The following is a 17,381-nucleotide window of genomic DNA, read 5'->3' as shown; positions in this document are numbered from 1 at the left end:
GGACAAACGGGTCGGGCCCGGACAGCGGGCCGGGGGGGGGGGGCCCCCCCCCGCCACCGGGGAAGCCGAGACTCAGCCCGGGGTCAGTTGAAGGGGTCCAGGATCAGCGACGCCTGCTGCGGGCTGCCGTCGTGGACCAGCGACTCGTGGTTGCCGACGTCGTCGAAGGCGAAGGCGTAGGCGTTGCCGTCGGCCATCTGCGCGTGGATCGCCTTGGCGTAGTAGTTGGTCACCGCGTCCTGGTAGAAGTTCGCGGTGCCGCTGTCCGGCTGGTTGGGGTTCGTCAGCAGGGTGGAGCGGTTGTAACCGGCGCACAGGGTCCGCGAGATCGGGCCGCGGACCAGGTCGTTGGGGGCGTCGAGCAGCTTGTAGCAGCCGAACACGCTGTCCGCGTCGGGCTTCTGGAAGCTGGTGACCACCGCGCCGGAACTGTCGGTGAAGTTCATCGTGTTGCCCGAGACCCGGCCGAAGTACTTGGTGTTGGGCTGGTCGCCGAAGGGCGTGACGGTGAGCGTGGCGCTGCTGTACTTCTGCCAGACCCGGTTGATGTAGTCGTCCAGGACCGTGGTGGGCAGCGCGCCGGCCTCGATGCCGTGGCCGGGGGCGAGCGCGCGCAGCACCGAGCCGTCCGGCGCGGTCTGGATCAGCCCGCCCCAGCCGCCCGCCTGCCCGCGCAGCGCGTTCAGCACCGCGTTGTAGCCGCCGGCCTTGAGGTGCCCGGTGGTCTGCGAGGCGCCGGTGGTGGACGTCACGCCGACCGCGTAGGGAGCGGAGAACATGTCCACCTGCGTGCTGTTGATCCACAGGCCGGAGTCGTTGAGCGTGTACTCCGACCAGTTGAAGAGGATGTTGTGGTTCGGGTCGCTGGGGTTCTGCACGGCCGGCTGCACCAGGCCGCCGGTGGCGAGCTTGAAGACCAGCTTCTGGCCGTAGGAGAAGTACACCCGGCCGGAGAACTTCGGGATGCGGATGGTGGCCGACTGCCCGGCCGCCGGGCCGGGGATCGAGGCGTCGGGTGCGGGGGCCGGCGGGTTGGCGCCGGCCGGCCAGGCGTGGAAGGTGCCGTTCGCGTCCGCCCAGCCCTGCTGGCCGGTGGACAGCAGGGTGCCCAGGTCGTAGAGGTAGACGCTGCCCGAGCGGCCGGAGTTGTTGGTGACGGTCAGCGGGATCGTGGCGGGCACCGGTCCGCCACCGCCGCCGCCCGTGGTCCCGCCGGTCGTGGTGCCGCCGGTGACCGTCCCGCCGCTGCCCTGGGTGTACGTGAAGTGCGGCGTGTCGTACTGCGGGCCGTTCTTCTCGTACGTGAACCAGTACGTCAGCACGGCGCCGGTGGTCAGGCCGCCGACCGTCTGGGTCCAGGTGCCGCCGCTGTTCGTCATCCGGAAGTTCTGCTGGTTCGCGGAGTTGATCAGGTAGTGGATGTCGACGTAGGCGGCGGGCGTGGTGGGGGTGAAGGAGACCTTGGCCTGGTCGGTGCCGACCGGGACGACGGTCTGGGAGTAGTCGGAGGAGTCGGCGGCGGCGCTGCCGGGCAGCGCGGCCAGGCCGAACAGGCCCGCCACCACCAGGGCCGCGGCGCACAGCACGGCGGTCAGGGTACGGCGGGGACGAAGCGGGTCGCGGCGCGGGTGACGGTGCGTCACCGGCGCCGGGGGGTCGGTCTGAACGCGGAACTCACGCGGGGAACGGCGCATCGACTGCGGTGTCCCTTCTTCGGTGGGGGGCGAAAGGAATACCGGTCCGGGCGACGGGGGTCCCGGGGCGCGTGGGCGAGAGCGCTCTCACCGTCAGAGGGAGTCTTCAACTTCGGACGCGTTCACGTCAAGTCACCGCGTGAGATCCCGGCCGGGGGCCGGGGCCGACAGGAACGGCGGCGTCAGTCCTGAGGGTCGGCCGGGTCGACCGCCGTCAGGGTCACGGTGCCGTCGGGCGCCACCGACCAGCCGGGGTTGTGGCACACCTCCCAGCGGTGGCCGTCGGGGTCGGCGAAGTAGGCGTGGTAGCCGCCGAACGCCGCGCGCTGCGGCTCCTTGAGGACGGCGGCTCCCGCCCCGCGGGCCCGCTCGACGGCCGCGTCCACGGCGGCCGGTGCGTCGAGGTTCTGGGCCAGGGTGAACGACGTGCCGGCCGTCGCCGGGTGTCCCGTGTCGGCGCCGAGGTCGGCGAGCGGGAACAGGGCCAGGGCCAGCCCCTTGCCGACCTGGTAGAAGACGATCTCCGCCAGGTCGAGCAGCGGCGTCCAGCCCAGACCGTCGCTGTAGAAGCGCCGGCTGGCGTCCAGGTCCGCCACGCCCAGTGTCACCAGGTTCACCTGCTGGTCCATGCATCGCCCCATGTGCCGTTCCGCGTTCGCCGTCCGGCCGCAACGCTACCCGTACGACGACGCGCACGGCGTGGGTGCGGCTTCGGGCCCTGTATACGCGCCGACAGGGCAGTTGTACGCTGCGTCAGTGGGATGGTATGTCCCGCCGCCCAGGCTCCGGCACCGTCGGCCCCGCCCGGGCGGCCTGCGGCGGCGGCTGTGGTGGCATCGCGCGTGGGGGACCTGCGCGGTACTCCTCGGCGCTGCCGCGTTGCTGGGGTCGGTCGTCCTTCTCACCACCGTGCCCGGGGATGTGACGGAGGAACGGGCGTACGCCGCGGCCGTCCCGTGCGCCGCGCCCGTCCCGGAGCGGCCGGACTGCCTGCGCACCGTACCGGCCACCGTCGTCAAAGCGACGATTCGGCAGTCCGGCAGGACGAAGGTGCACGACCTCGAACTCTCGGGCCCCGCACCGGCGTCCGGCACGATCGACATGGGCTCCGCCGGCCCCCTCCTGAAGCGACTGCGCCCGGGCGACCGGGTGACCGTCACCGTATGGCGGCACTACGCGATCTCCGTCAGCCGGGACGGCATCACCCAGAAGACCGAGGACAACCCCGTCGGCCACTCGGACGCCGCCACCGCTGTGGCGCTGGCCGTGCTCGTCGGCGGAACGTATCTGCTGTGGGCGGGCGGTGGCACCCTGTGGGTGGCGCGCAGTGCCGCCGCGCAGGGGTTGCCCCCTGTCCTGGCCCGGTGGGGCAAGGCGGCGGTGGGCGCGGCGGTGGCGGCGCTGCCGGCCGGCTTCGCCGGTGTCGCATGGGGCGGGCCGCCGATGGTCGCCGCGGTCTGGCTGGCGCTCTGCGCGATCGTGTGGAGGGTCGTACGCCGCCCCCGGATCGGCAGGAGCGTTTTCCGGGTGTGACGGCCGCCGCTCCCCGTCCGGGCGCGCCTGGCCGCCTCGGCGCCCGCTCTGACGAGACGGCCCGCCTCCCGGTCGCCGCGTCGTGGGCCGGGAGTCCCGTCGGTTCGTGGCCACGGCCACGGGCCCGGGAGGTTCACTCAAGGGGTCGCACGGGCCGTTACCTCCTCGGCCCGGGATGGCGCCGGATGACATCCACCGGCAGCATGACCAGTGCGGTGGTGCCGCCGGAGTCCGACGGGCGGAGCTGGATGCGGATGCCGTGCCGCAGGGACAGCCGGCCGACCACGAACAGGCCCATGCGGCGGGAGACCGAGACGTCCACCGTCGGCGGGTTGGCCAGCCGCTCGTTGATGTCGGCCAGGTCCTCCGGGGACAGGCCGATGCCGGTGTCGTGGATCTCGATGAGCACCCGGCCGTCGGGCAGCGAGTGACCGGTGACCCGGACCTTGGTCTGCCGCGAGGAGAACGAGGTGGCGTTCTCCAGCAGCTCGGCGAGCAGGTGCACGAGGTCGTTGACGATGCGGCCGGTGACCTCGGAGGAGGGCACCGACGTCAGTTCGATCCGCTCGTACTGCTCCACCTCGGAGGCCGCGGCGCGCAGCACGTCGACCAGCGGCACCGGGCGGGTCCACCGGCGGCCCGGCTCCTCACCGGCGAGAACCAGCAGGTTCTCACCGTTGCGGCGCATGCGGGTGGCGAGGTGGTCGAGCTTGAACAGCGAGGAGAGCTGGTCCGGGTCGGCCTCGCGCGACTCCAGTTCGGAGATGAGCGAGAGCTGGCGCTGGATGAGGCCCTGGCTGCGGCGCGAGAGGTTGGTGAACATCGCGTTGACGTTGCCCCGCAGCAGGGCCTGCTCGGCGGCCAGCCGCACAGCCACCCGGTAGACCTCGTCGAACGCGCGGGCCACAGCGTCCACTTCGGGCTGGGCGAAAGTGCCCACGGTCTCGTCCCGCAGTTCCACGTCCTCCTGGTCGGGCCGGGACAGCAGGGCCACCGCTTCGGGAAGCCGGCGCCGGACAAAGTCGTCGGCCGCCTCCTGCAGCCTGCCCAGCGCGAGGTCGGTGGTGTCCGCACCGGGGAACTCGGTCAGCCACGCCCGCGCCTCCTCCGCGAGGTCGGCCGCCCTCTCATCCGCAGCGGTGAGAGCACTCCTCATGGCGAGCAGGCCCTCCAGGGTCTGCTCGCCCGCGGGCGCGGCCCCTTCCGAGAACACCGGACGCTCCCCCGCGCTCTCGTACCCGGATCCCACTTCCGCCCAGAGCCGCTGTGCGTACTCGTCGACGTCGGCCGCGGCCTGACGGATCTTCCCGAGCAGGAACCCCGCCTCGTCCGCCGCCTGGTGCCGGACCTTTGCGGCGTACTGGTGGGCGCTGCTCCGGACCGATTCCGCCTCCGCGTGCGCCGCAGTGACGAGGGCTCCGGTGGAGTGACGTATGCGGTACCACGCCTGCTGTGCTGCCCGCCGGCGGCGATTCACCTCTCTCCAGCGGTCCTTCCAGTCCGCCAGGCTGTTGGCGCAGTCCCCGGCGGTCGGTGCGGGGTCCGTCGACGCCGGCGGACGGGGGCCCAGGGCACGGACGATCCCGACCACCACGTCGATCGAGGGGACGACCGTGCCGGACAACGCGTCGTCGACGTCCGCCTCCGTGACCGCGGAATCCGGGCACGCGGCGATGACCGCACCGACCGGCAGCGGGCCTTGTCCTCCGTACAGGCTGCGCAGGGCAGCGGCGAATTCCGCCAGCGCTTGGTCGTACGCCTCGAGGATCTCGAAGTCGTCACCGCTGACGCCGGCTGCGTGACGCGCCACTCTCACTCCGACCATTGTCTGTGTCTGCTGTTCTTCCACCCGTCCGACCGCCCCCCGATCTCATGCCGGCCGGCGGGACACCGGACCCGAGCGGGCAGGGTGCCCGTACCAGCGGATCGTGACGAGTCCCTCGGGGCCGGCGACCGCCAGATCCCGTCCGGCGCAAACGATCGCTTGAGCGGTCACACCGAGAGGCAGCGTCCATGACGCGGAGGCGGCGGGATCCCAGATCCGCACGGTGCCGTCCGCGCCGCCCGTGGCGAGAAGGGATCCGGTTCCGCCGTCCGCCCGTAACGCGACCATGCCGGTCACGGAGCCCTTGTGGGCGCCAGGGAGGTGGCTGACGGCCCGTCCGGTCAGGGGGTCCCAGATCCGGACCGAGCTGTCGTTGCCCGCGGTCGCCAGCAGGATCCGACCGTCCGGGTTGGTGAACGTTTCGAGGGCCCGCACCCAGCTCCGGTGGCCGCTCATCGGTGGCCCGGCAGGGTGTTGCGTCTCCAGGTCCCAGACGCGAACAGTCAGGTCGTTGCCGGTGGTGGCCAGCAGCCGCCGGCCGTCGGGGGCGATGAGCACTCTCATGGCGCGGACCCAGTCGCCGTGCCCGGTCATCGGCTGCCCGAGAGCGTCGCCGGTGAGTGCGTCCCAGATCCGGATCTCGCCCCGCGCCGTCCCGGTGACCAGCAGCGGGCGCCCTCCGGCAGTCGTGCCGACAGCCAGCGACATGACGTCGGATCCATAAGAGGTCAGTGGCTGTCCCACGTTTTCTCCGGTGAGCGCGTCCCGGACGTAGACGGTGTGCCCGTCGACTACCAGTGCGAGAAGAGGACGCCCGTCGGGCGCCCGGAACGCCGTCAGGACCCCGATCATGCCCTCGTCGTCGATGCCGTGTTGGCCGACGATCCGTCCGGTGTCCAGCTCCCACAGGCGCACGCTCCCCGAATAGTGACCGGTTGCCAGCAGGGTGCCCCCGCCGGGGCCGTTGAACGCCGTCATCGAGAGCACGTCGCTGCCGTGGCCGGCGGCAGGCTCCACGATCGGCTGGTCGGCCTGCGGATCCCACACCCGTACCGTACGGTCCTCGCTTCCCGTCGCCAGCAGGGGACGCCCGTCGGGGGCCGCAAACACGGCCACGGCGCCCACGGCCCCGGAGTGGCCGGTCAGCGGCCATCCGGCGTCGCCGCTGCCCAGCGGGTCCGCGACCCGTACCCTGCCGGTACTGCCCCCCGCAGCAAGCAGGGGGCGGCCGTCGGCGACGGAGAAGGCCGCCACGGACAGCACCCCGGCCTCGTGACCGGTGAGCGGATCCCCCACGGCTTCGCCGGTGAACGGGTCCCATACCCGCACGGTGCGGTCCTCGCTCCCGCTGGCGAGGAGCCGTCGGCCGTCCCGGTCGTGGAACGGCACCAGGGCCCAGATCCGGTGATCGTGGCCGGTGACGGCCTTCCCGACGGGGGTTCCCAGCAGGGCGTCCCAGACCCGGATCTGGCCGTCGCTGCTCCCGGACGCCAGCAGCGGCCGTCCGTCGGTACCGGTGAAAGCCGCCACGGACAGCACCCCGGCCTCGTGACCGGTGAGCGAATCCCCGACGGCTCGTCCGGTCATCGGGTCGAGAAGGCGTACGGTGCGGTCGTCGGACGCGGTCGCCAGCAGCGTCCGGCCGTCGGGCGTGGTGAAGGCGGCCACGGCCGTCACGGCGCCCGCGTGCCCCGACCCGTGCTCGGCGGCCGGTCCGCCGGTGATCGGATCCCACACGTGCACGGTTCCCGAATCGCCCGCCGACGCGAGCAGCACCCGGCCGTCGGGCGCCCCGAACGCGACCACGGCTGCCACGAGGGCCTCGTGGTGTATCGGCTGCCCGATGGCCTGCCCGGTGAGGGGATCCCAGAGACGTACGGTGCGGTCGTCGGCTGCGGTGGCGAGCCGCAGACGGCCGTCCGGCGCGGTGAAGGGGACGACTGCCCACACCCCGCCTTCGTGGCCGTGCACGGTCAGATGCAGAGGCTGGGGCAGGAGGTCCGACCACCGCACCGACCAGGACATGAAGCCGTCCCGACGACCGGTTCCGGCTCCTCTCCCCGTCGCGGCCGGGCGGTAGTCGCCGGCCGTCCGTGCCATGCCCAACTCCCGCAGGCCGGCCCGGTCCGCGGAAGGAGAGGTCACGGCGTGGTGCTGAGTGGCGATCGTCCCGGCGACGGCCAGGGGTACGTCGATACGCCCGAAGGCGTGCAGCATGAACTCCGAGACGAGGGAGACCACGTCCGTGCGGTCCAGGACGTGCGGGCTGCCGGCCAGTTCTCCCCATGCCTGCTGACCGGCCAGGGCCACGTGGGCGGCGAGGTGGTCGACGAGGTAGGGGTTGAGCGCCGTGTCGGCCGGCTGGGCGTCGGCCGTGGCGATGAGCGCCTTCGCGATGGCGAGGTGCGGCTCCTCGTGCCCCGGAACCTCGGCGGTCAGGAATTCGGTGAAGGTGCGGTGGGCCAGCCGGTACACGGTCTGTCCTGCCTCGCTGTCCAGGACGAGGTAGGGCGCGGCGGCCTCGGTGAGTGCGTGGATGGCCGCGTCGGAGATGCCGGCGGAGGGTGCGCCGAGTGCGCCGGCGACGGTAGCCCAGACACCGTCCCGGACGGGCAGGCCCCGGCCCTGGGCAAAGGCCAGGGCCCGCAGCAGTGGGCCGAAGGCGGGCGAGCGGTCGGTGAGCCGCCGGATGGCGCTCGCGAACAAGTCGCGGTGTGTGCTCTTGCGCAGGACCGCGAGGTCGTGCACCTGAGCCGGATCGTGCAGGATCTCGTGGACCGCCAGGCGCGCGTGGAGGAACTCCTGTCCGCTGTGGCCGATGTCGACGGCCGCGCGCTCGATCTGCCAGGGTTGGAGGGACAGATCACCGCGTCCGGTCGCGTGGGCGAGTCTGCGGCGGATGTAACGGGACATCGCGTGGGGATCACGGCTGACGACCAAGGCCGTACGTGCGTAGGGTCCGTCGCCGGCGGCGGGCGGCGCAAGGGCGTCGAGGATATCGGTGCGCGCCGGACCGGGCAGGTCGGGGCCTTCTCCGGTGGATCTGCGGGTGCCCACGACGACGCGCACTCGGGGCAGTTCCGCGAGGGGACGGATCAGCCGGCCCGCCAGCACCAGCGGCTCGGCGGCCTCGTCCAGCGCGTCGAGCAGAAGGGTGAGGCCGCCGGACCGGCGGGAGATACGGTCGAGGAGCCAGCCGATTCTTTCGCTGACGGACAGTTCGCCCGGCGGCCCGCCGAGTCCGGCGGCCTCGGCGAGGCGGTCCACGGTCTGGCGTGCCGTGGCCCCGGCGAGATGGAGCACCGCGTCGAACGGGTCGTCCGGGCACGGCACTCCGGGCGGAAGCGGGCTGAGGTGGCCCCCACGCAGGAGCAGTTCCCGCAGGTGTGGGCGGGTGTGCAGCAGCACGTGCCCCAAAAGCGCGGACTTCCCGGCCCCGGGCGCACCGGTGACGGTCAGCAGGCCCTGTTCGGCGGTGTCAAGCCAGCGCAGGACCGTGTCACGCTCGTCCTCCCGCCCCTCAAAGTGCCAGGACTGCTCGCCCAGATCGGCGCCGGCCGCCTTGGGGACGAAGTGGCGCTGTTCATCGGGCGGAAGCCGGTCGATGACAGCCTGGATCTCGGTGAGGAGATCCAGGGTCGTGGTGATGGTGCCAGCGGCGGTGGGCACGGCCCGCCGCAACAGCGCGCGTCCGGTTGAGGTATGGGGCAGCACCGGGCAGTCGCGGAGGTTGCGGCCGAGCTCCGTGGCCAGATCGCGGAGGTCGATGACGCTGTCGGCGGCGAACGTGGAGTTCAGCACGGTGTGCAGGGCACGGCTGAAGGCGCCCAGGTCGGCGGTGGACCGGGTGGACGTGGCCACCAGGAGGAAGTTGTGCGGGCGCTCGGACGACAGGTAGGCCGAGGCGCTGAGCAGTTCGACGAATCGGTCCGAGCGACAGGCGTCGATGACGACGACGGCCCAGCGGTCCCGGCTGTCGGGATGGTTCTGCCGGGCGGTGATGTAGGCCAGCATCTGTTCGGGGGTGACACCGCTGTGCACCAATGGGCTCGGGCTTGCGGCGTGCGCGAGCAGGGCCTTGTCATCGTTGCTCTCACCGTGGCCGACCCAGTACAGGAAGGTGTTGGCCGGGTGGGCCGGGTGCGCCCACTGGGTCAGGCGTTGCTCGACCGCACCGGCGTCCCGCTCGGCCGCCGGAGCCCGCCACGGCACCGTGTACGGCGCAAATGGTGCCAGGGCAGCGGCGACCGCGGCGACCTCGGTGGCAGTGTCGAGGTTGTCGTGATGTCGGTACGAACCGATGTCGACGGGGAAGAACTCCAGCCCGTCCGCCGATAATTCGTCAGGGGCCACGCCGGTGCTTCACCCCGTGGTGTTTTCCGGCACGCGGGCCAGGACAAGTTGGGTCAGCGGGGCGATGCCGCCGGCCGCGACCACGACACGGAACAGCCCGGGAACGGGCGCGGTGACGGTGGCGGCCAGGCCGTCACCGTGAGCGGCGAGCCGTGCACGGGCCACCTGGCGGCCGGACTCCGCGTCGACGAGCACGCAGCTCACTCCCGCGGGTGCGGTCCGGCCCGACACGTGCACCGTCCAGGGCTCTCCGGCGGTCACGCCTTCGTCCGGGACGGTCAGACCGAGTTCGCCCTGTCCCAGCGGCGGGCCGGTCGAGTCGTCATATTCCGTCAGCACGGCGTGCACGTACTTGAGCACCGAGGCGTTCCCGGCCAGGGCTCCGTGCTGGACCGGGAAGTAGACGGGTCGGGCGGGGCCGGTGTGCGCGGCGTCGCGGTGGACGGTGCCGTCCCCCTGCCGGTTCCTGCGTTCCGGAATGCCGTGGGCGTCCCGGCGCAGCCGGCCGTCGGCATGGGCGAGGAAGGACTCGTACTGCCCCGTGGCCACCGCGTCGGTCATCCGGATGCTCTGTACGGTCTCCTGTGCGATCCCGACCACCGCCCGGTGGTCCGGCACGCGTACGGCGCCGGGCGAACGCATTCTGGCCTGACGGGTGATCGTGGCGGCGGCGAGTTCCTCGTCACCGCCCAGCGCCCGCACGGTCGGCGGGTCCAGGCGCACGACTTCCAGTCCGGTGTCGACGCAGCGGAAGTCCGGCAGGAGGTCGTGAACCCCGGGCAGCGTGGCGGCCAGGGCCTGGAAGCGCTGCAGGAGCCGGTCCGGGAGGCGGCTGCGGCGGTCACCGTTCAGTACCAGGACAGCCTTGGGGGAACCGAGGAACGGCGTGCCGAGGGTGATGGCCGTCCGCACGTCCGGCACCAGGCCCGGGTCGTGCTCCAGAGCCGCCCAGGTGACCAGTCCGCCCATGGAGTGGGCCAGGAACACCAGACGAGGCGCCCGCTCCAGGGATCCGCGCAGCGCGGGATCGGCCTCGACCGCGGCCAGCCAGGAATCCAGGTGCCGCCGGGCGGCCTGGGCGAGCAGGCTGCCGTTGTGCTCCACCGGGAGCCGCCAGTCGTAGGGGAAGGCCAGCACCGCGCGGGGATCGGCGACCGCGTCACCCGCTGTCCTGAGCAGTGCGCCGTAGGGCTCCAGGCCCTGGAGAACAGGGGCCCAGGCCGGGACCCGGAGCAGGGCCGTGGCCCGGACGCGTCCGACGTTCCCGGTGCGCTCCTCCGGTGTCAGGTGCAGGTGCCGCAGGGCCGAAGGGTCGCGCCACACCTGTTCGAGCAAGCGCGGGCTGAGCCCCCACAGCAGGCGGCCGTCGGCGGCGTCCCGCAACTCGCTGCCCATGAGGCCCGGCACGACGACGACGGCGTCGTACGTGATGTCCGGATGCAGCGGCGGGCGTTCACGCCATGGCCGCCCGGCGTCCCGGCGCCCGCCGGGCGTCCCCCCACTTCCCATGCCCGTACATTACCGGCCGGTCGTGCCGCCATCCCGCACGTCCGCGCGCGGGGAATGCCGGGGGCGGCGACAGCCGGCGCAACAGCCCTGCGCCACACGTCGATTGACGCCTCGTCCGGCTGACGGACCGCGCCCGGGGCGGCCGCCCCGGGGGGTGGCGCACAGCTCGCCCATGGCCGGAATTTACGCCTGTCCGGCTCATTGACGTTGCCAGGTCCCGATGATTCACTTTCGTTCCTGAGAGCGCTCTCTGGCGGTTGAGGACCCAGCCGCAAGCATCCTCCACCCGACACTTCAGGGAGAGCCGTGTCCGTCATACCCAATCGCCGTGCCGTGCTCCGCGGCGCCGCAGTCGCCGCCGCGGTGCCCATGGTCGGCGGCATCGCCGCCGGATCGGCCTTTGCCTCGCCGGAGGCCCGGGGCGGCCACAGAGCCACCGATCTCGGCCCCAACGTCCTGGTCTTCGACCCGTCCATGGGCGACGCGGCGATCCAGGCGAAGGTCGACGCCGTCTTCGCCACTCAGCAGTCGAACCAGTTCGGCAGCGAGCGGTACGCGCTTGCTTTCATGCCCGGCACCTACAACGTCGACATCAACGTCGGCTTCTACACCCATGTGCTCGGTCTCGGGGACAGCCCGGACGACGTGGTGATCAACGGGCACGTCACGGTCGACGCCCAGTGGCTGGACGGCAACGGCACGCAGAACTTCTGGCGGGCCGCGGAGAACCTGTGCATCATGCCGACCGACGGCCTGGAGCGCTGGGCCGTCGCCCAGGCCGGCCCGATGCGGCGCGTCCACGTCATGGGCGACATGACCCTTTGGCCCAGCCCGCCCGGCAACCGCTGGTCCAGCGGCGGCTTCCTGGCCGACAGCGTGGTGGACGGCCAGGTCGACTCCGGTTCGCAGCAGCAGTGGCTGTCGCGCAACGACACCTTCGGCAGCTGGACCGGCTCCAACTGGAACATGGTCTTCGTCGGCACCCAGGGCGCTCCCGCCCAGCACTTCCCCAACCCGGCCTGGACCGTGGTCGACCGGTCCCCGGTGGTCCGCGAGAAGCCGTTCCTGACCGTGGCCCGCGACGGCTCGTACCGGGTCTTCGTACCCGCCCTGCGGCACGACAGCACCGGCACCACCTGGGCGAACGGGCCCGCCCGCGGCCACAGCATTCCGATGTCCCGCTTCCACGTGGCCCGGCCGGGCGAGTCCGCCGCGTCGCTGAACCACGCCCTGGACCAGGGCCTGAACATCCTGTTCACGCCGGGCGTCTACCCGCTGTCCGCGCCGATCCGGGTCTCCCGCCCGGGCACGGTCCTGCTGGGCCTGGGCCTGGCCACCCTCCAGGCCACGCACGGCAACTCGCTCGTGGAGGTCGGCGACATCGGCGGCGTCACCGTCGCGGGCCTGCTCCTGGAGGCCGCGTCGGCCTGGTCCCCGGTGCTGCTGCGGGTCGGCCACGGCCGCAGCCGGATCCGGCACACCGAGGACCCCACCGTCCTCTTCGACGTCTACGCCCGCATCGGCGGCTCGGTGCCGGGCAGCGCGACGGTCAGCGTCCAGGTCGACAGCAACGACGTGATCTGCGACAACCTGTGGCTGTGGCGCGCCGACCACGGCAACGACGGCTCGGTCGGCTGGTCGGTCAACCCGGCCGACACCGGCATCGTCGTCAACGGCGACCACGTCACCGCCTACGCGCTGGCCGTCGAGCACTACCAGAAGTACGAGGTGCTCTGGAACGGCAACCACGGCCGCACGTACTTCTTCCAGAACGAGCACCCCTACGACGTGCCCACCCAGAGCGCCTGGGTGCACGGCTCCACCAAGGGGTACGCCGCCTACAAGGTGGCCGACTCGGTCACCGACCACCAGGCCTGGGGACTGGGCAGCTACTGCTTCTTCAACCTCAACGCCGAGATCTTCACCGACCGGGCCTACGAGGTCCCCGACACCCCGGGCGTCGTCTTCACCGACCTGATGGTCGTCTGCCTCAACGGCTCCGGTGGCGGCGGCATCCTGCACTGCATCAACAACAGCGGTGACCCGGTGCAGGAGGGTTTCGGCACCTACTACATGAACACTTACGCGAACGGCGTCGCGACCGCCTGATCGCGATTCCCCGGGCGCATCGCGCCCTCGGGCCTTGAGCCCTGAGCCCTGAGCCCTGAGCCGGCCGGCCGCCCGTGCGTCTTCGGGTGGCCGGCCGGTGCGTGTCCGGGGTCCCGACGGACATGAGTACGGGGCGAGCCGGCTCCCCGCGCCGGCCCGCGCCCGCACTCGGTGGGCCGAGCGGCCCCCGGTCCAATCGGGCCGCTCGGCCCTGCCCCGCGCCCCGGGGACCTGTCGAGACCCGGGACGGGGGCGGTCACTCGGCCACTTCCAACGCTTAGCACTGGAAGCAAGCATTAGAACGATGACACGAGTAGACCCTGGCCGTCAACGGTTGAATGAGCCTTCAAGCGTTAGACGGAGGGCGGGTCCTCGCTCGGCAGCAGGAAACGGGCGCCGGGGCCGCGGCCGGCGGCGGTGTCGGCCGGGTTGTAGAGCGCGCACCGGGTCAGCGAGAGGCAGCCGCAGCCGACACAGCCGGTGAGCTTGGACTTCAGGCGTTCCAAATCGGCGATCCGGGCGTCGATGCGACGCTGCCAGGCGGTGGCCACCGTCTCCCATTCCGCCGCGTTCGGCACATGGTCGGCCGGCAGATCGGCGAGGCAGTCGCGGATCTCGTCCAGGGACAGCCCGATCGTCTGCGCCACCCGGATGAACGCCAGGCGCCGCAGCGTGGCCCGCCGGTAACGGCGCCGGCCACCGGAAGTGCGCTCGGAGCGGATGAGACCCAATTCCTCGTAATAGCGCAGCGCCGAGGGCGCGATGCCGCTGCGGGCCGACAGCTCGCCGATCGCCAGCCGGTCACGGGAGGAGAGCGTCATACCGCCAGGCTAGCGCTTGACCTCAAGTGCACTTGACATTGCACATTCGTGGGCATGACCGCTTCCACCGCTTCCCCGGGGACCGCCGACCGGCCCGCCACCGCCACCCGTGTGCCGGGCACGTACCAGGACCTGCTGCCGCTGATGTCCCGCATGACCGGCGACGAGAAGCACGGCCCGGCCGCCACCTCGACCCTCGACGTGCTGTGGGTGCTGTACGACCGGGTGCTGCGGGTCTCCCCCGAGCGCCCCGACGATCCGGAACGGGACCGGTTCCTGCTGTCCAAGGGCCACGGGCCGATGGCGTACTACGCGGTGCTCGCCGCCAAGGGCTTCGTCCCGCTCGAGTGGCTGAGCGGCTTCGGCGGGTACGACTCCCCGCTCGGCCACCACCCGGACCGCACGCTGGTGCCGGGCGTGGAGATCGGGTCCGGCTCGCTCGGGCACGGCCTGGGCCTCGGCGTCGGCACCGCGCTCGGGCTGCGGGCCCAGGGACTCACCGGCCCGGCCGTCTGGGTCCTGGTCGGGGACGCCGAGCTGGACGAGGGCAGCAATCACGAGGCCGTCCGGTACGCCGCTGCCGCCGCGCTCGACCGGCTGCACGTCGTGGTCGTGGACAACGCCTCGGCGACCTACCGCCGGCCCGGCGGCCTGGCCTCGCTGTTCGCCGCCGAGGGCTGGTCGGCGACCACCGTCGACGGCCGCGACCACAGTGCCCTCCACGACGCCTTCACCGCCCCGCACCCGGGCCGGCCGCAGGCCGTGATCGCCCGGGTCGAACCGAAGAACTGACCACGGCCGGACGGCTGCCGCCTCCCCCGTCCCGGGAGCACGCCGTCTCTCCCACCCCCCGAACCTGCGGCCGCACCTTCGCCCGGTCTGCGGCCGCAGCCTCCCCGCCGGAAAACCGAACCCCGGAGCCGTCATGGACACCATGCGCGACCGTTTCGCGACCGTCACCACCGAACTGCTCGACGACGACCCCCGCCTGGCCCTGGTCCTGGCGGTGATCTCGGCGGAACGGTTCACCGGCGCGGCACGGGCGCACCCGGACCGGGTGATCGACGTCGGCATCCGCGAGCAGCTCGTGATCGGCGTGGCTGGCGGCCTCGCGCTGACCGGGCTGCGGCCGATCGCGCACACCTTCGCCCCGTTCCTGATCGAGCGGGCCTTCGAGCAGGTCAAGCTGGACCTCGGCCACCAGGACGCGGGCGCGGTGCTGGTCAGCTCCGGCGCCTCGTACGACATCGCGGCCGGCGGCCGCACCCACCAGGCCCCCGGCGACGTGGCCCTCCTCGACACCCTCGGCGACTGGATCATCCACGTCCCCGGCCACCCCGACGAAGCCGAGGCCCTCCTCCGCCACGCCGCCGCGGACGGCGACCGCCGCGTCTACGTACGCCTCAGCGAACAGACCAACACCGCCCCCCTGCCGACCCAACCCGGCCGTTTCCAACGCGTACGCGACGGCCGCGCCGGCGTCGTCCTCGCCGTCGGCCCCATGCTCGACGCCGTCCTCGAAGCCACCAGCGGCCGCGACGTCACCGTCCTCTACGCCTCGACCATCCGCCCCTTCGACGCCGCCACAATCCACCAAGCAGTCGCCCGCGCGACCACCCCCGCCCTCATCCTCGTCGAGCCCTACCTCACCGGCACCTCGGCTTCTCCCGCCTCCGAAGCCCTCGCCGACCTCCCCCACCGCCTCCTCCCCCTGGGCACTCGCCCTTCGGAACTCCGCCACTACGGCACCTGGCACGACCACGTCACCGCCCACGGCCTGGACCCGGCCGGCCTGCGCGAGCGGATCGACGCTTTCTTGGGCATGTAAGGCGCGCCCGGTCCGGGCGCCCGCGTGAGTGCGAGGGTGCCCTTGATATGCGGCTGACGCCGTGGGCGCCGGGCAAAAGGCAGCACGGTGCCGACCGGCGGGCGGGGGCGCCCGCCCAGGGGCACGGGCTGCATCCCGTACGGGGCTGGCGCCGCGCGGCCGCGAGCCACAACAACCAGGCGAGGAATCCCGCGAACCACGGCACGGCGCAACCGACCCACCGAACGGGAAGACGCCCACCCAAGGGGCGCGGGGCTGCAGTCGATTTGCGGCTGACGCCGCACGGCCGCGAGCCACAACAACCAGGCCAGGAATCCCGCCAACCGCGGCACGGCGCAACCGACCCACCGGACGGAAGGACGCCCACCCAGGGGCGCGAGGAACTGCGCGACAAGCCACAACGCGCCGGAGGATCCGGCGAACGACAGAACAGGGCACCCCGGACGGACGCCGGAAGCACCCGCACCGCTATAGAAGCGCGAGGCTGCACTCGATATGCGCTGCCACCGGGCGGGCCGGAGCAGCAACAATCGGGGGAAGGGCCCGGCGAACCGCGCCAGCCTGCAACCGGGCCCAGCGGGCGGAAGCAGGGCCCCACCAGGGGCGCGGGGAACTGCGCGACAAGCCACAACGCGCCGGAAGATCCGGCGAACCGCCGCAAGGGGCATCCCGGGCGGCGGCCCGGAGGACGCCCGCCTCAGCTCTTCCCGCTCCCCCCAGCTGCCTCGCCGTCCTTGCCCTTCCCGCCGGCAGGCGGGGCCGCGGGCGCTGACGGCGGGTCGGAGGGCTGCGGCCCGGACGACGCGGGCTGGGCGGACGGCTGAGGCTCGGCGACCGCCACCGCGGTGGCGCCCGGCACCGAGGCGGCCACAACGTGACCGGCCGCCGCGCCAGCGGCACCCTTGCCCGCCGCAGGCGCAGGCGCGGACCCCGACTTGGCAGCCGGACGCGCGGCGTGCCGTCGCGCGTCCTCCGCACTGTTTTGGGCGCCCAGCGACCCGAAGTAGAAACCGGCCACCGTGGCCAGCACGGTCATCAGGGAGGTCACGATGGTCTTGCGGAGGTCACCGGAATCGGCCCCCGAGGACAGCATGGCCACCGCGAGGGCGAAGGCGACCAACGCCAGGATGAGGATGGCGATGACGGTGCGGGTGAGCCCGCGCACGCCGCGCGGCTCGCGCAGGTCGCGCAGGAAGTCGCGGACCTCGGGGTCGGTGCCGGCCCGGTCGATCAGCTGATCGGTGAGCTGCTGGCGCCAGGCGGTGGCCCGCCGGACATCCATGATCAGCGGGATCACCGCGACGGCGGCGACCACCACGACCACGCCGGCGATCAGGACGAAGGCGGACGCGCCCTTGAGCCCGGGTATCGGCTCGGCGGCGACGACAGTGGCGACGGCGGCGGCATGCGCCATGACGGGTTCCCCCTCGGGTCGGGGCGGGATGCTCGCAGCGCGCCGCCCGCCCGGTCAAGTGTCAAGTGCGCCACGCCGTACGGTACTTGGGTCCGCCGACGACCGAGCAGGCGCGGTCCCCGGCGAGCCCCCGCCCCTGCCGCCACCAAGAATCCCGCGCCCCCACCGCGCTCCGATTGCGTGATCGGTACATCTGGCGTCCGCGCCGCCGCCTCAGCAGAATCGATCCCGCATATTCACGGCGCACGTACGTCCGTACCGCCCGCACACCCGTGACCACCTGCGGCCCGAGGCG

11 protein-coding genes are annotated in these 17,381 nt (G+C 72.5%); 4 read left to right on the top strand and 7 right to left on the bottom strand.

Going from position 1 to position 17,381, the window contains the following annotated elements; translation table 11 throughout:
• Positions 1 to 83 precede the first annotated feature (83 nt).
• Both ITX44_RS22035 and ITX44_RS22030 read right to left on the bottom strand, forming a co-directional pair.
• A complete protein-coding gene (locus tag ITX44_RS22035) occupies positions 84 to 1,586 on the bottom strand; it encodes a beta-1,3-glucanase family protein (RefSeq protein ID WP_307795423.1) in 1,503 nt (500 codons plus the stop codon).
• A gap of 290 nt (positions 1,587 to 1,876) precedes the next feature.
• Complete coding sequence (locus ITX44_RS22030; protein WP_205359008.1) at positions 1,877 to 2,323, bottom strand: VOC family protein; 447 nt, start codon at positions 2,321 to 2,323, stop codon at positions 1,877 to 1,879.
• A 292-nt stretch (positions 2,324 to 2,615) separates the two neighbouring features.
• Between ITX44_RS22030 and ITX44_RS22025 the strand changes: the two genes are divergently transcribed.
• Positions 2,616 to 3,227, top strand: coding sequence for a hypothetical protein (locus ITX44_RS22025; protein ID WP_205359007.1), 612 nt, complete (start codon positions 2,616 to 2,618; stop codon positions 3,225 to 3,227).
• Positions 3,228 to 3,384: 157 nt separating this feature from the next.
• On the opposite strand, the gene ITX44_RS42720 is transcribed toward ITX44_RS22025, so the two are convergent.
• From ITX44_RS42720 to ITX44_RS22010, 3 genes are read right to left on the bottom strand one after another with little or no spacing between them, the layout of a single operon-like run.
• Positions 3,385 to 5,043, bottom strand: coding sequence for a sensor histidine kinase (locus tag ITX44_RS42720; RefSeq protein ID WP_307795422.1), 1,659 nt, complete (start codon positions 5,041 to 5,043; stop codon positions 3,385 to 3,387).
• Positions 5,044 to 5,097: 54 nt separating this feature from the next.
• The gene (locus tag ITX44_RS42715) at positions 5,098 to 9,405 is read right to left on the bottom strand and encodes a WD40 repeat domain-containing protein (protein ID WP_205359006.1); all 4,308 of its coding nucleotides are present in this window, start codon (positions 9,403 to 9,405) and stop codon (positions 5,098 to 5,100) included.
• Between the two features lie 9 nt (positions 9,406 to 9,414).
• Positions 9,415 to 10,914, bottom strand: a complete 1,500-nt coding sequence (locus ITX44_RS22010) for a lipase/acyltransferase domain-containing protein (RefSeq protein ID WP_205359005.1) — start codon at positions 10,912 to 10,914, stop codon at positions 9,415 to 9,417.
• Between the two features lie 369 nt (positions 10,915 to 11,283).
• On the opposite strand from ITX44_RS22010, the gene ITX44_RS22005 reads away from it, so the two are divergent.
• Positions 11,284 to 13,023 carry a pectate lyase-like domain-containing protein gene (locus tag ITX44_RS22005; protein ID WP_265934276.1) on the top strand — a complete coding sequence of 580 codons (1,740 nt, stop codon included), beginning with the start codon at positions 11,284 to 11,286 and terminating at the stop codon, positions 13,021 to 13,023.
• 353 nt (positions 13,024 to 13,376) lie between these two features.
• Here the strand turns inward: ITX44_RS22005 and soxR are convergent, their stop codons facing one another.
• Complete coding sequence (soxR, locus tag ITX44_RS22000) at positions 13,377 to 13,844, bottom strand: redox-sensitive transcriptional activator SoxR (protein WP_205359004.1); 468 nt, start codon at positions 13,842 to 13,844, stop codon at positions 13,377 to 13,379.
• A gap of 144 nt (positions 13,845 to 13,988) precedes the next feature.
• On the opposite strand from soxR, the gene ITX44_RS21995 reads away from it, so the two are divergent.
• Positions 13,989 to 14,636, top strand: a complete 648-nt coding sequence (locus ITX44_RS21995; protein ID WP_236061286.1) for a thiamine pyrophosphate-binding protein — start codon at positions 13,989 to 13,991, stop codon at positions 14,634 to 14,636.
• 133 nt (positions 14,637 to 14,769) lie between these two features.
• Complete coding sequence (locus tag ITX44_RS21990; RefSeq protein WP_205359002.1) at positions 14,770 to 15,672, top strand: transketolase family protein; 903 nt, start codon at positions 14,770 to 14,772, stop codon at positions 15,670 to 15,672.
• A 697-nt stretch (positions 15,673 to 16,369) separates the two neighbouring features.
• On the opposite strand, the gene ITX44_RS21985 is transcribed toward ITX44_RS21990, so the two are convergent.
• Positions 16,370 to 17,086, bottom strand: coding sequence for a hypothetical protein (locus ITX44_RS21985; protein ID WP_205359001.1), 717 nt, complete (start codon positions 17,084 to 17,086; stop codon positions 16,370 to 16,372).
• Between the last annotated feature and the right edge of the window lie 295 nt (positions 17,087 to 17,381).

The organism is Actinacidiphila acididurans (assembly GCF_016918855.1).
In the GTDB taxonomy this organism is placed as follows: domain Bacteria; phylum Actinomycetota; class Actinomycetes; order Streptomycetales; family Streptomycetaceae; genus Actinacidiphila; species Actinacidiphila acididurans.
The sequence above is the reverse complement of the archived record's forward strand: the minus strand, read 5'-3'. Positions and strand labels throughout refer to the sequence as shown.